The sequence below is a fragment of the Janthinobacterium sp. PLB04 genome (assembly GCF_021165895.1).
GTDB classification, from domain to species: Bacteria; Pseudomonadota; Gammaproteobacteria; order Burkholderiales; family Burkholderiaceae_D; genus Janthinobacterium; species Janthinobacterium lividum.
In genome coordinates this window covers 3,157,560-3,170,605 of sequence record NZ_CP088968.1, presented here as the reverse complement: position 1 = coordinate 3,170,605, position 13,046 = coordinate 3,157,560, and the positions used below count along the sequence as shown (strand labels likewise).

The window sequence follows — 13,046 nt, the reverse complement described above, 5'->3', positions numbered from 1 at the left end:
GGCCAAAGGAAATCCTCTCCCATGACATCCCGTACTTTTCTCGTCACTGGCGCGACACGCGGCATCGGTTATGCCATCAGCACCTTGCTGCATCAGCAAGGCCATCGGGTCGTCGGCATCGCGCGGCACATCGAAGACATGGACTTTCCGGGCACGCTGGTGGCCTGCGATCTTGCCGACCTGGCGCAGACGGAGGCAGTGCTCAAGGCGCTTGAACAACAGTTTGACATCGACGGCATCGTGAACAATGCAGGCATTGCCTCGCCCCAGCCATTGGGGCAAATCAACTTTGCCACGTTGCAGAACGTCTTCGATCTGAACGTGCGCGCCGCCATCCAGGTGACGCAGCAATTCGTGGAGGCGATGAAGCAGCGCCGGTATGGCCGGATAGTCAATATCTGCAGCCGTGCCATCCACGGCAGCGTGAACCGCACGGCCTATTCCGCCGCCAAAAGCGCCCTGGTCGGCTGCACGAGAACCTGGGCCCTGGAATTGGCCGAACACGGCGTGACGGTCAATGCGGTCGCGCCAGGCCCCGTGGAAACGGAACTGTTCCGCAAGACCCGTCCCGTCGGCAGCGAGATGGAACGCCAGGTTCTTGGAACAATCCCGATGCGGCGCCTGGGACAGCCCGATGAAATTGCCGCCGCCGTCGGCTTCCTGCTATCGGAACAAGCCAGTTACGTGACAGGTCAGGTGCTGGCGGTGGATGGGGGCGGCAGCTTGGGTGGCCGCGCCTGACAAGTCAGCACCAGCAGCAAGGCCAGCGCCAGCATGGCAGAGGCGCTGCCCAGAGCCACCGTCACGCGGTGCGCCAGCAGGGGCACGCCTGCCAGCTGGCCCGCGCCCAGGCCGGCCACGGCCACCAGCGCCGCCAGCCCCAGCGAACTTCCCAGCTGGTGCGCCACGTTGACGATGCCCGAGGCGGCGCCCGCATCCCGCGCCGGCACGCCGGCCACGCCGGCCGCCGTCAGGGGGCTCAAGGCCATGCCCTGCCCCGCGCCGATCAGCACCATGGGCAAGGCCACCCCCAGCCAGTAAGCCGTGCCCGCATCGACGCGGCTCAGCCATGCCATGCCCAGCAGGGTCAATCCCAGTCCCGTGGCCAGCAGGCGCGCATTGCCCAGGCGGCGCGTCAAACGCGGCACGCACAGGGCGACGCCGAAGTTGACCAGGGTCATGGGCAGGAAAGCCAGGCCCGTCAACGAGGGCGGATAGCCGAGCACCACTTGCAGAAATTGCGTGGTGAAGAAGAAAAACCCGATCATGGCGCCCAGGAACAGCACCCTGGCCCCGTACGCGGCATTGCGCTGCCGATCGGCAAACAGTCGCAGCGGCAGGATCGGTTGCGCGGCGCGGCGCTCGATGAAGATGAAGGCGGCCAGCAGCAGCACGCCCGCCGCCAGCGCACCCTGCGTCAAGGCATCGCCCCAGCCGGCGCCGGCCGAGCGGATCAAGCCATACACGAGGGCCGACATGCCCATGGTCGAGCTGGCGGCGCCGGCCACGTCGAACTTGCCCCCGCTGCGCGCGCTTTCCGCGATGAAACGGCGCGCGGCCACCAGCATGGCGGCGCCAATCGGCAGATTGATGAAGAAACCCACGCGCCACGACAGCCATTCGGCCAGCACGCCGCCCAGCACCAGCCCCACGCTGGCGGCGATCCCCGCCACGGCGCTGTACAGGGCGATGGCCCGCGTGCGTTCGCGTCCCTCCGCAAACGTGGTTTGCAGCAAGGCCAGGGTCGACGGCGCCAGAATGGCCGCGCCGACGCCCTGGATGGCGCGCGCGGCAATCATCATGGCCGGCGACTGCGCCAGGCCGATGGCCAGCGACGCCAGCGTGAACAGCGCCAGGCCCAGCTGCAACAGGCGGAGCCGGCCATGCGCATCGCCAGCGCGCGCGGCCAGCAGCAGCAAGCCGCCAAACGTCAGGGTGTAGGCGCTTTGCACCCAGGCCAGGCCCGTATCCGTAAAGCCCAGTTCCTGGTGGATTTTCGGCAAACCCGTCAGCACGATGGACGTGTCGAGCACGATCATCACATAGCTGACGAGGATGATGGCAAGGATGGCCGCCTTGTGCGGCGCGGCGGGGATAGCGGAATCGGGAGCAGTTTTCATGCCTACACTGTAAGGCTGGCGCATTACCATGAATAGATGCTAAAGTCCGCATGAACTTATTAGCGCAACTAATGAATTGGAAAGACATCCGCCATGGCACAAACCAACTTCAACGACATCCTCGCCTTCGTGGCCGTGGCCCGCGAAGGCAGTTTTACCCGGGCGGCAGCCAAGCTGGGCGTGTCGCAGTCGGCGCTGAGCCAGACCGTGCGGGCGCTGGAAGAACGGCTCGACTTGCGCCTGCTGGTGCGCACCACGCGCAGCGTCTCGCCCACGGAAGCGGGCGAACAGCTGCTGCGCACGGTGGCGCCCCGCTTCGACGAGATCGAGGCGGAACTGGCCCTGCTCAGCGAGCGGCGCGACAAGCCGGCCGGCAACATCCGCATCAGTGCGGGAGAACACTCGGCGCTGACGGTGCTGCAACCTGCCATCGCCCGGTTGCTGCCGGACTATCCCGACATCAACATCGAAGTCGTCGTCGACAACGGCATGACCGATATCGTGGCCGCGCGCTGCGACGCGGGCGTGCGCCTGGGCGAGCAAGTGGCCAAGGACATGATCGCCATGCCCATCGGTCCCGATTTCCGCATGGCCATCGTCGCTTCGCCCGCGTATTTCAGCCGCCATGCGCCGCCCGCCACGCCGCAGGACTTGATGGCGCACAACTGCATCAACATGCGCCTGCCCACCGTGGGCGGCCTGTTTGCCTGGGAGTTTGCCAAGCATGGGCAGGAACTGAAAGTACGGGTGGAGGGACAGATGATCTACAACAACATGGCCATGCGCTTGCATTCGGCGCTCGATGGGCTGGGCGTGGCCTGCATGGCCGAAGACGTGGTGCTGCCCTACGTGGCCGATGGCAGGCTGGTGCGCGTGCTGGACGACTGGTGCCCCGCGTACGCGGGCTACAAGCTGTATTACCCGAGCCGGCGCCACCCTTCTCCCGCGTTTACCTTGCTGCTCGACACCTTGCGCTATCCCCGGGTTTGAGCCAGCGCAATCCCGCACCGGGCATGCGCAGTCACCAAACGAACACGCGTTTACCGTGCGGCTGCGCAGGACTATAGTGGCTGTTTTCCCACCTGTTCAAGGATCGCCATGAAACTCTTTTACTCGCCGGGCGCCTGCTCGCAGGCACCGCACATCATCCTGCGCGAAACGGGCACGCCGTTCACCCTGGTCAAGGTCGACCTGGGCCAGCACAAGACGCAGGAAGGCGGCAATTACTACGAACTCAATCCGAAAGGCCAGGTGCCGCTGCTGGCGCTCGATGATGGAACAACCTTGAGCGAAGGCCCCGTCATCGCCCAGTACGTCGCCGAACAGGCCGGCAGACAGGACTTGCTGCCGCCCGTGGGCAGTTTTGCCCGCTACAAGGTGCTGGAATGGCAGAACTACATCACGTCCGAGCTGCACAAATCGTTCAGCCCCCTGTTTGACTCCCGCATCGACGCCGCCACCAAGGCACTGTTCATCAAGCAACTGGGCAAGAAATACAAGTGGGTGGACAGCCGCCTGGAAGGCCAGGCTTACCTGACCGGCGACACGTTCACGGTCGCCGACGCCTACCTGTTCGTCATCACGGGCTGGGCGCCAGGCGTGGGCGTGGATTTGTCCGCACTGGCGCAGGTGCAAGCTTTCCTGGCGAGAGTGGGTCAGCGCGACAGCGTCAAGGCGGCATTGGAAGCGGAAGGCCTGGCCAAGGCGGCTTGAGCGCCGTTGTCCGGTGCACGGCTCACGTCTTTTCCGACTTGCCGTGCATCACCATGATGGTTTGCTGCATCAGCGCGCACAGGGTTTCCCTGCCATCGCGCACGGCGTACACTTCCGCCTGCGTGACGATCAGGGTGCGGCCCGGACGCACCACCTTGCCGCGCGCGATCAGTTTCTCGCCATCGGCGGGCGCCAGCAAATTCATCTTGTATTCCACCGTCAGCACGGACGCGCCGTCAGCCACCATGGTCATGGCCGCGTAGCCGGCGGCCGAGTCCGCGATCATGCCGACCACGCCGCCATGCACGAAACCGTGCTGCTGCTCGATGCCGCTCCAGTGCGGCACGTGGATTTCCGTGCTGCCATGCGCCACCACGGGCAGGCTGGCCTGGATCAGGGTCATGGCGTTCTGCAAATCAAAACTGGCGCGGACTTTCTCGGCGAAGTGCGGGTCGGGAAGACGGAACGTGCTCATGGACGGTAAGCTTTCAAGTAGGGAACGCCATACTGTAGCCGCTTATGCCCGTTCGCACCATGTCGCATAGTCACCACTTGCGGCGGCAGGCATTGGCGGCCGGCATGGCAGAACTCACGGTGCTGCGGAGCGGCCCACTTCCGTCACCTTTCTATCGGCGCGAAAGATGGAGTAGATCACCGCTCCGATGCGCTCATAGGGGACGTCCGGCTCCGTACGCAAGGCTACGCTGGCCATATTCTTCTCGGCCAGGACGGCCAGCATCTCCTCCACCGTGTGGACGCGCTGTCCCGCCACGGTGATGTCATCCTTGCCCACTATGATGACCGGCGGCGGTGGCGGCACGCTGGCGCAGGCTGACAGGCACAACAGTAATGCCGCCGCGCTCCCCGCATTGACGAATCTGTACATATTTCCCCCTTTCCTGCAGCTTACAGGCGCCGGACTGGCGCCGCAACAGGCGCTGACTATCCCCTGTACACGGCACTGTGCGAAAATGCCCGCCTCTGCCATTGCCGGATTCCGCCCATGCCGCACGCTGTCCCCGCTACCCTTGCTACCCTTTCCGGGCGCGACGCGCGCCGCATCGCGCGCCATGCGCCGGCGGCCGACGCCGCCCGCTTTTTGCATCCAGTACAGCAAGCCTTGCTGCACCGGCGCGGCTGGCTGACGATGCTGGCGCCGCGCAGCGCGGGCGGCGCCGAGCTGCCCTTGCCGCAAGTGGTGCGTCTGGAAGAAGCCGTGGCGGCCGTCGATGGCAGCATGGGCTGGGTGCTGACCCTGTGCGCGGGCGCCGGCTGGTTCGCCGGCTTTCTGGCGCCCAACATGGCGCGCGCAATCATCGGCACGCCCCGGGTCTGCCTGGGCGGCAGCGGCGCGGCCACCGGTGATGCGGAAGAGGAAGGCGACGGCTACCGCATCTCGGGCAGCTGGGACTACGCCAGCGGCGCGCCGATGGCCACCCACTTCACCCTGAACGCCAGGCTGCAGCGCGATGGCCAGCCCCTGCTCGATGCGGATGGCAAGCCGCGCATCCGCGCCTTCCTCGTGCCCGCCGCGCTGGTGCAACTGGTGCCCTCGTGGAACAGCATCGGCATGCGCGCCAGCGCCTCGCACAGCTACCGCATCGACGGCCAGTGGCTCAGCAAGGAACATGGCTTTACGATCAGTCCCGACACCGCGACGGCCGACGGCCCCCTGTACCGCTACCCGTTTTACTCACTGGCCTACGTGACCCTGGCCGCCAACGTGGCCGGCATGGCCGCGCATTTCATGCAGCTGGCAGAGGAATGCATGCGCCACCGCCGCCATGCGCGCGCCGGCTTGCCGCTGCTGGACGTGCCGGAAGTAGCCGCATTCCTGCAAGGCAAGCAAGACGCCTGCGCTGCCGCCCGTGCCCGCTTTTATGCCGTGCTGGATGACAGCTGGGCAACGGTTGCCGCCGGCGCGGCGCTCGACGCGGACGCCATGCAGGCCGTGCAAGACCGTTCGCTGGATATGGTCGCCGTGTGCCGCGCCGCCGTCGATGGCCTGTACCCGTACTGCGGCCTGTACGCGGCCCGCGAAGACAGCGCCATCAACCGCGTGTGGCGCGATTTCCATACGGCCAGCCAGCATGCGTTGCTGCTGCCCTAGTTTGTTGCCACGCGCACCATCGAGCCGGCTGTCGGCCTTTGCTTTTCCCGGGTCTAGAAAGCGGGGCCATCCGTAACGCCCGCGAGAAAGACATCAAGGCGTCCGGCTTTTTTTGCCAGCGGCGCCTTGATCGCAGCCGCGATGTGTTGATAATGTTTTTTGACGGTATCCACCTCATACACCGTGCCCTGCAGTTTATTGTCGAGACGATACCCCTCGGCATCTGCAACAACCTTGACGCAGACCTGATCCACTGTGGCGCCCGACTCTTTTTCATCCCAGCATGCAAGACCCATCAATGGCGCCAGATAGCTGCCCCGCTTGACATCAAAGAATAGCGGATGGCGCAGTCCGTTCACGAAATTGGACTCGTCGAAACGGCGCCTTGCATAATTCGCTCTGGCAAACCCCTTGTCGCGCGCCTTACCCAATAACGCTTCCCTTAAATAGATAAGGGCCGCGTCAATCTGATGCGGAGCCTCGTCGCCAATTGTTATGCGCAAATAGATGCCATCATTCTGTTTTGTATTATTAAGCACCACGTCATTGGCGTCATCATCAAAAATATCGATGCCAGCACCGCGGAAATAAGGCGTGATGACGCCTGTGCCCAGCAGCAGCGCCAGGTCGTCAGTGGCTTCGTCCGTCTCCAGCATGAATGCCCAGCGGGTGTCCGCCTCCGCCACATCAGAATAATTTTCGATGCGGGAACAGTTCCTTGCCCGGTGGTATGTATGATAGTAACGCTTGACGAGCTCCAGGGCATCCACCCGCACACTCACGGCAAGCACACTATAAATCTCGAAGATGCGACACGTCTCAACCAGACCGTCGATGAAATCCAGATTCGCCAGCAATAAGTCCAATACTTCTCTCGCTGATTCCTCATGCAGCGCCGTGAAGGCCGCCAACTGCGGCATCTGCATTGCATCGTCAAATGGCATCAACGCCCCTTCCCGCAAGGCCGCTCGTCCATTCCTCGTATTCAGCACGTGCATGATATCGAGCAAGGCAAAGTGCCTGTCACGTTGGTTTGACAATAGGCGCCACATACCTGGTCGCACGTCGATCGCCGCCATGACGCTGTTCCGCAAGTTCCTCAGCTCCTGGAATTGCTGCCCGTGCCGCGACTGAAAGCGGCGTATCGCGCACTGATGCACAAGAATTTGATCCGCCTGTATGCGCCCTGGAAATAATTCTTTTTTTGCAATCATATTTACTATCAGTCTTTGCTCGCCATGTCAAGGTACGTAATTCTAGCATTATGCGGGTCCAGTTTCCGATGCCAGGGCCGCTACACTTTGCTCAGTAGTCCACCGTCTCAACGCCAACGCCATAAGGAGGCAAATATGTTAGATACACTGATCGATTCACTGCGCAGTCCCCTGGGAACGGCGCGCTTGCTCGAAGGCTTCAGCACGCTCAACCGGGCAGATAAAGCCGGCGTCTCCCCGCAGCAGATGCGCGCTGTCTTTTCCGACCTGAAAGGCCATTCGGATGAGCAGATCCGCGGCTTCGTCGGCATAGGCCAAAAGCTGGTCTCCGGCGAGGCGCGCTTCGCCGGAACGGCGCTCACCCCAAGCAGTGACACGGCCGAGCCCGCGCCAAAGCCGCGCTAGCAGCTTCGCCATCGGGCACTGCTGCACGGCGGGCAGCCCTGACTATTTGGGGTAGCTGTCATCCGCCACCTGCTCCAGCCACGTCACCGCCGTGCCATCTTGCGCCTCCGCAATCGCAACATGCTGCATGGCGGACGTGGCCGTCGCGCCATGCCAGTGCTTGACCCCGGGCGGTATCCACGCCACGTCGCCGACCGCCAGCGCCTGCAGCGGGCCCTGCCAGTGCTGCACCCAGCCACTGCCTTGCGTGACGACGAGGGTCTGGCCTAGCGGATGCGTATGCCAGGCCGTGCGGGCGCCGGGCGCAAAGGTGACGATGCCGCCGCCCACGCGGGCCGGAGACGGCCGCTGGAACATGGCGTCGACTTCGACCGTGCCCGTGAAATAGGCGGCGTCGCCCGTGATGGTGGGCATGGCGGCGGCGCGCGTGACGGTGACGGCGGCGTGCGTGGCAGCGGCCTCGGCAGACGCGGAGGCAGAGACGGCCCCGGCGGGCAGGCAAAGCGGCAAGAGTGCCGCGGCGTATCGATGCATGGGTGTTTTCCTTTCTTGCCGGTAAGATCGGTTCCCAGAATGGGCGTGCCGCCGGGCAGCCGGCTTCGCCTGTCCTGGCAATCCAAGCTTAACAGCGCTGGCCCGCGCTGATTAGCGGCACAAAGCCACTAGGACCTATAAGCTGGGCTGATGAATGGACCGATGCGGAGCCGATGCGCAACTTGTTTCGCAGGAAAGGCAGGCGGACGCCATGCAGGCCACATTGCCTGATAATATGCAGACATTGCTACTTCTCGCTCCCCTATCCATGCACGTCAACACGCTCAGCAGCCTGGCGCAACTTTTGGCCAGCGCCGAAACGGAAACCCTGGCCTTTCCCACCAGCATCAATACGGCACTGCTCCTGCAAAAGGAACTGGCCAACCCGGATTGCCACTCGGCCGACATCAGCCGGCTGCTGCTGTGCGAACCGACCTTGTCGGCGCGCGCTGTGGCGCTGGCCAATTCGGCCCTGTTCTCGCCCGGCCATACGCCCGCCATCACCAGCGTGCGCGCCGCCGTCGAGCGGCTGGGACACCGCAACCTGTACTCTCTGGCGACGGCGGCCGTCATCCGCCAGCTGAACGCGGGCATCCGCGACGAAGCCTTGCGCGCCCGCGCCACCCAGTTGTGGGCGCACACCGTGCACGTGGCGGCGCTGGCGCATGGACTGGCCAGCGCCGTCACGCATACGGATGCCGATACGGCGCTGTTTGCCGGCATCGTGCATGAAGTGGCCGGCTTTTATTTGCTGGCCCAGGCCGACAAGACCCCGGGCCTGTACGCCCACATGGAAACGCAGATGGCGTCCGCCCTGGAAGTGATAGGCCGCTCGCTGATGCGCCAGCTGGGCGTGCCGCAGCCGGTGGCCGATGCCGTCAATGCCTTGCCCGGCTCGACCATCATGCTGCCGCCCGAGGGCTTGCGCGACACCCTGCTGCTGGCCAAGGCGCTGGCACCCGTCCCTTCGCCGCTGCCGCAGGCCAGCATCACCGTCAGCGCGCAGCTGCAAGCCTACCTGGAGCACGATCCCGTGCTGCAGGCGCTGCGCACGCAGCCGTCGGCCGAAGCAAAGGGCCTGATCGAGGTACTGCTCAGCTGATGGCCGATCTGCTATGATGGCGCGGGCCGGGATGGACCCGGTCCGCTTTCATTGATGTCCACTGGAAAACTGCCTTGACTACCTCCACCTTACGCATGCTCGGCCTGGCCGCAGCTCTGACCATGGCGTGCAACGCCAACGCCGACAGCTTCGTTTCCTCGGCCTCCAGCGCCGGCTCCCAGTCGAGCGGCAGCATTTCCGACTCGCTCAACGGTTCGAGCAACAGCTCCTCGCGCGACAACAAGGTGGCCAATGGCCCCTACCGCATCATCGACGTGGCCGCCGTGCCGGGCCGCGACGGCATGACGCGCCTGACCATGCAGGCCGACGCCACGGCAACGCCGCTGGTGCTGGACTTGCCACAAGCGGCGCTCGACAAGCAGCAGCTGGCGCAGGGCGACGTGGTGCATGCGCAAAACCGCGCCTACGGCATCGAATTCTCGCGCAACGACACGCGCACCGCCTTCTTCCTCGTGCTGGCCGACGACTGGTACGGCGAAATGGCCACGCGTCCCGTCAGCCTTTGATTCGTTTTCTCCCGCGCCGCCCGGCACTGCTGCTGGGCGTTTGCGCCATCTTCAGCATGGGCGCCGCCCAGGCGGGCACCTCGCTCGCCTCCTCGCGTTTTTGCGACCGCGCACAGGAGCTCACGGCCACGGAACAGGATCGCCTGTTGCGCTTTGCAGCCGTCGTGCGCGAGGAACTGGCCGCCAGCGAAGGCAGCGTGGCCCTGATCAGCCGCTCCGGCCTGGACCTGGCCCGCTTCGGCATCCGCTATTCGCATGCGGCACTGGCCTGGCGCCACGACAACGACAGCGGCTGGTCCGCGCGCCAACTGTACTACGCCTGCGACGAGGGCCGCCCGCGCATCTTCGACCAGGGCACGGCCGGTTTCGCCATGGGCACGGAAAACCCGGCGCTGGGCTACATCTCGCTCGTGAAACTGCCGGCCGAAACCGTGCCGCCCCTGCGCCGCGCCCTGCTCGACCCCGTGCGCGTGCAGCAGTTGCTGGCAGGCCGCTACAGCGCCAACGCGTATGCCTTCAGCCTGAAATACCAGAATTGCAATCAGTGGGTGGTGGAATTGCTGGCCTCGGCCTGGGGTGAGCTGGCCGCCGGCAGCGACTTGCGCGCCCGCGCCCAGGACTGGCTGCGCGCCGCGCCCTATGCGCCCGCCCCCGTCGACGTGGGTGCGCGCTGGCTGATGCTCGGTTCGATCTTCGTGCCGCTCGTGCACATGGATGACCACCCGCCTGAGGCAATTCGCTCGATGCAGTTGGCGGTGAGCCTGCCGGCCAGCCTGGAAGCGTTCGCGCGCCAGCGCCTGCCCGCCAGCGAGCGCGTGGAAATCTGCCACGATGGCAAGCGGGTGGTGGTGCATCGGGGCTGGGAACCGATCGCCGACGGCTGCGTGCCCGGCGCAAACGACCGGGTCATCGCCCTCGACGATACCTAGCTCCCCTGGGCGGACTAAGCTGCCAGGGCCGCTTCGACGTGATCCAGCAGGCGCGCTGATTCAAGCCCCTGCCCCATCTGGCGGGCCACCTCGCCGCACGCCAGCTTGACCTCGGGCGCGGCGAGCAGGCGCGCCAGCTGCCGCCGCATGCGCCCCGCCGACAGGCGCCTGGCCAGCAAGACATCCCCCACACCGAGCCGTTTGGCGCGCCAGCCGTTATCGAACTGGTCGTACGCGAACGGCACGATCAGTTGCGGGATGCCCGCGCGGAAGGCGTCCGCGCTGGTGCCGATGCCGCCATGGTGCACCACGGCCGCCGTGCGCGGCAACAGCGCCGCAAACGGTGCGTGGGCCTGCCACATGACGCTGGCCGGCATGTGCTGCGGCAGTTGCGCCGCATGGGGCGTGAGGAACAGGCCGCGCCGCCCCAGCCGCCGCAAGACTGCGAGGGCGATGCTGAAATAGCGCTGCGCGTGCTGGTGCCCGGTACCGGGCGTAAACACGATGGGCGGCTCGCCCTCGCCCAGAAAACGTTCCAGCTCCGGTGGCAGCGCCGCAGCGCCAGGCATGGCGGCAGCGGTGAAATCGGCTTGCGCGAAGTGCGGCGGCCAGTCCGCCTGCGGGGCGGCGAACCACGCGGGAAACAGCCCCAGCGACGCGTCCGGCGCGGCCAGCATGTGTGCAAAAAAATGCGCTTCCGGCGGCAAGCCGTGCTGCGCGCGCGCGCCGTTCAGACCCGGCAGCATCACCGGATCGATCATGCTGCGGTGGATCATGCGCCACAGGGCCTGGCGCCAGGCCAGCGGCATCCAGGCGGGAATGCGCAAGGAGCCGGCCGCCAGGAAATCATGGCTGCTGCACAGGTTCGATGGCGCCAGATACGCCGCGACGATGCGCAGGTCCGGCCGCGCGGAGCGCGCGAGGGCCGCCATCGGCACGAGGATGGGATGGCACAGCACCACGCAAGCCTCATCGGCCGGCAAGCATTGCACGACGTCGCGCACGGCGCCCAGGTGCGGCACCAGGCCATTCCACACCACGCCCCAACCCTTGCGCTCATCCCACAGGCCGGGGTCGCCCAGCATGGCCTGGCCCTCTTCCGCGCTGCCGAAGGTGCGATATGGCAGCCGCGAGGCTTGCGCGGCCGCTTCCTGCCAGCCCGGCACCAGCAGCAGCACGCGCCGGCCCCGTTGCTGCAAACCCTGCGCCAGTGCGATAAACGGCTGCATGTCGCCGCCGGTGCCGCTGCTGGCGACGATGACGAGCGGCGTGGTGGCGGCCTGGTCCGCCAGCGGGTCAGCTCGGGGCAGCATCGAGCGCCTCGCCGATCGCATAGAAGCGCCCGCCGGCGATGTAGTGCAGGCTGCGCCAGGATGGATCGGCCTGTTCGAAATGCCAGTGCCCGTCGCGGAACACGCGCGTGTCGGCCCAGGCGCCCACCACTTCGCCGATGAACAGGTCATACGCCGTCTGGTTGTGCGGTTCGGGGATCAAACGGCAGGCCAGCCAGGCGGAACAGCCGGCCACGAACGGCACATCAACGCCGTCCATGTGAAACAGCTGCACGCCAGCGCGCGCCAGTTTATCGGGCTGCGCATCGAGGCTGTGCGTGCCGACGGCGTGGGTCAGTTGCAACTGCGCCGCCGTCGGCACCTGGATGACAAACGTGCCGCTGCCTTCGACCAGCGCGCGCGTGCGCGTTGCCTTGTCCAGCACCACGGTCAGTTTCGGCGGCGCGAAATCGAGGACGCAGGCCCAGGCGGCGGCCATCACGTTATCGATGCCGGCGTGGCGGGCCGAAACGAGGATGGACGGGCCATGATTGAGCAGGCGGTAGGCTTTTTCCAGCGGCACCGGGGCGATATGGTGGTCAGCGGCTGCCATCAACGCCCCCGGCGCGCGGCAGCGGCAAAACCATATCCCACTGGTCGAGGCCGGGTCCGATGCCATCCGGCGTCACCTTCACGGCCACGAAGCCGAAGCGCGCATAAAAACCCTGCGTGTACTGGCTGGTATTCATGGTCACACTGGTCAGCTGCGGCATGGCGCTGATCGCATCGAGGCGCGCCTGCGTCAGTGCCTGGCCCAGCCCCTGGCCGTGCAGATCCTGCGCCACCATGCCCCACGACAGGCTGGCGGTCATGCCATCCGCCTCGATGGCGTGGCCGCCGCAGGCGACGATGCGCGCATCACCATCGATGACGCGCTCGATGACAAGATAGGGCTGCGCCGCTGCATCGATCCAGGCGGCAAAGCGAACGCGCTCCGAAGGGTCGAAAAAGCGCGGCGTATTGCCGTCGAAGAGGGCCAGGCAGGCGTCGCGGTCGCTGGCCTGGTAAACACGTACTGTCTGCATTGTCTGTACTCGCAAGTAGATGAACGAGAATTATAC

General features: G+C 65.6%; 16 protein-coding genes. 8 read left to right on the top strand and 8 right to left on the bottom strand.

The annotated features are described in order from the left end of the window. Positions 1–21 precede the first annotated feature (21 nt). Positions 22–741, top strand: a complete 720-nt coding sequence (locus LSO07_RS14110; RefSeq protein WP_151094838.1) for an SDR family oxidoreductase — start codon at positions 22–24, stop codon at positions 739–741. On the opposite strand, the gene LSO07_RS14105 is transcribed toward LSO07_RS14110, so the two are convergent. Further along, positions 693–2,120 carry an MFS transporter gene (locus tag LSO07_RS14105; RefSeq protein WP_151094836.1) on the bottom strand — a complete coding sequence of 476 codons (1,428 nt, stop codon included), beginning with the start codon at positions 2,118–2,120 and terminating at the stop codon, positions 693–695. The genes LSO07_RS14110 and LSO07_RS14105 overlap by 49 nt on opposite strands. A 93-nt stretch (positions 2,121–2,213) precedes the next feature. On the opposite strand from LSO07_RS14105, the gene LSO07_RS14100 reads away from it, so the two are divergent. Both LSO07_RS14100 and gstA read left to right on the top strand, forming a co-directional pair. Then, positions 2,214–3,110, top strand: a complete 897-nt coding sequence (locus tag LSO07_RS14100; RefSeq protein ID WP_151094834.1) for a LysR family transcriptional regulator — start codon at positions 2,214–2,216, stop codon at positions 3,108–3,110. A gap of 108 nt (positions 3,111–3,218) precedes the next feature. Further along, a complete protein-coding gene (gene gstA / locus LSO07_RS14095) occupies positions 3,219–3,833 on the top strand; it encodes a glutathione transferase GstA (RefSeq protein ID WP_151094832.1) in 615 nt (204 codons plus the stop codon). A gap of 22 nt (positions 3,834–3,855) precedes the next feature. Here gstA and LSO07_RS14090 read toward each other — a convergent pair whose 3' ends face one another. Both LSO07_RS14090 and LSO07_RS14085 read right to left on the bottom strand, forming a co-directional pair. Continuing rightward, complete coding sequence (locus tag LSO07_RS14090) at positions 3,856–4,308, bottom strand: PaaI family thioesterase (RefSeq protein ID WP_151094830.1); 453 nt, start codon at positions 4,306–4,308, stop codon at positions 3,856–3,858. Between the two features lie 114 nt (positions 4,309–4,422). Then, entirely contained in the window at positions 4,423–4,719 is a 297-nt protein-coding gene (locus LSO07_RS14085) for a hypothetical protein (RefSeq protein WP_151094828.1), read from the bottom strand. 117 nt (positions 4,720–4,836) lie between these two features. On the opposite strand from LSO07_RS14085, the gene LSO07_RS14080 reads away from it, so the two are divergent. Beyond that, entirely contained in the window at positions 4,837–5,943 is a 1,107-nt protein-coding gene (locus tag LSO07_RS14080) for an acyl-CoA dehydrogenase (RefSeq protein WP_151094826.1), read from the top strand. A gap of 53 nt (positions 5,944–5,996) precedes the next feature. On the opposite strand, the gene LSO07_RS14075 is transcribed toward LSO07_RS14080, so the two are convergent. Continuing rightward, on the bottom strand, positions 5,997–7,022 hold the full coding sequence (locus LSO07_RS14075) for a hypothetical protein (RefSeq protein ID WP_151094824.1): 1,026 nt from the start codon (positions 7,020–7,022) through the stop codon (positions 5,997–5,999). A gap of 270 nt (positions 7,023–7,292) precedes the next feature. Between LSO07_RS14075 and LSO07_RS14070 the strand changes: the two genes are divergently transcribed. Then, on the top strand, positions 7,293–7,562 hold the full coding sequence (locus tag LSO07_RS14070; RefSeq protein WP_070279388.1) for a hypothetical protein: 270 nt from the start codon (positions 7,293–7,295) through the stop codon (positions 7,560–7,562). A 42-nt stretch (positions 7,563–7,604) separates the two neighbouring features. On the opposite strand, the gene LSO07_RS14065 is transcribed toward LSO07_RS14070, so the two are convergent. Next, positions 7,605–8,096 carry a (R)-mandelonitrile lyase gene (locus LSO07_RS14065; protein ID WP_151094822.1) on the bottom strand — a complete coding sequence of 164 codons (492 nt, stop codon included), beginning with the start codon at positions 8,094–8,096 and terminating at the stop codon, positions 7,605–7,607. A gap of 235 nt (positions 8,097–8,331) precedes the next feature. Between LSO07_RS14065 and LSO07_RS14060 the strand changes: the two genes are divergently transcribed. The 3 genes from LSO07_RS14060 to LSO07_RS14050 all read left to right on the top strand — a co-directional run bounded on the left by LSO07_RS14060 (position 8,332) and on the right by LSO07_RS14050 (position 10,654). Continuing rightward, on the top strand, positions 8,332–9,198 hold the full coding sequence (locus LSO07_RS14060) for an HDOD domain-containing protein (RefSeq protein WP_231773011.1): 867 nt from the start codon (positions 8,332–8,334) through the stop codon (positions 9,196–9,198). 95 nt (positions 9,199–9,293) lie between these two features. Next, on the top strand, positions 9,294–9,725 hold the full coding sequence (locus LSO07_RS14055) for a hypothetical protein (protein WP_151097591.1): 432 nt from the start codon (positions 9,294–9,296) through the stop codon (positions 9,723–9,725). A gap of 56 nt (positions 9,726–9,781) precedes the next feature. Continuing rightward, on the top strand, positions 9,782–10,654 hold the full coding sequence (locus tag LSO07_RS14050; protein ID WP_151097588.1) for a DUF2145 domain-containing protein: 873 nt from the start codon (positions 9,782–9,784) through the stop codon (positions 10,652–10,654). 14 nt (positions 10,655–10,668) lie between these two features. Here LSO07_RS14050 and LSO07_RS14045 read toward each other — a convergent pair whose 3' ends face one another. The 3 genes from LSO07_RS14045 to LSO07_RS14035 are packed head-to-tail and all read right to left on the bottom strand — an operon-like array spanning position 10,669 to position 13,010. Continuing rightward, the gene (locus tag LSO07_RS14045; protein ID WP_191909671.1) at positions 10,669–11,967 is read right to left on the bottom strand and encodes a glycosyltransferase; all 1,299 of its coding nucleotides are present in this window, start codon (positions 11,965–11,967) and stop codon (positions 10,669–10,671) included. Beyond that, entirely contained in the window at positions 11,951–12,538 is a 588-nt protein-coding gene (locus tag LSO07_RS14040) for a flavin reductase family protein (RefSeq protein ID WP_151094818.1), read from the bottom strand. Before LSO07_RS14040 ends, LSO07_RS14045 begins: the two co-directional genes overlap by 17 nt. Then, the gene (locus LSO07_RS14035) at positions 12,525–13,010 is read right to left on the bottom strand and encodes a GNAT family N-acetyltransferase (protein ID WP_151094816.1); all 486 of its coding nucleotides are present in this window, start codon (positions 13,008–13,010) and stop codon (positions 12,525–12,527) included. Before LSO07_RS14035 ends, LSO07_RS14040 begins: the two co-directional genes overlap by 14 nt. Positions 13,011–13,046 lie beyond the last annotated feature (36 nt).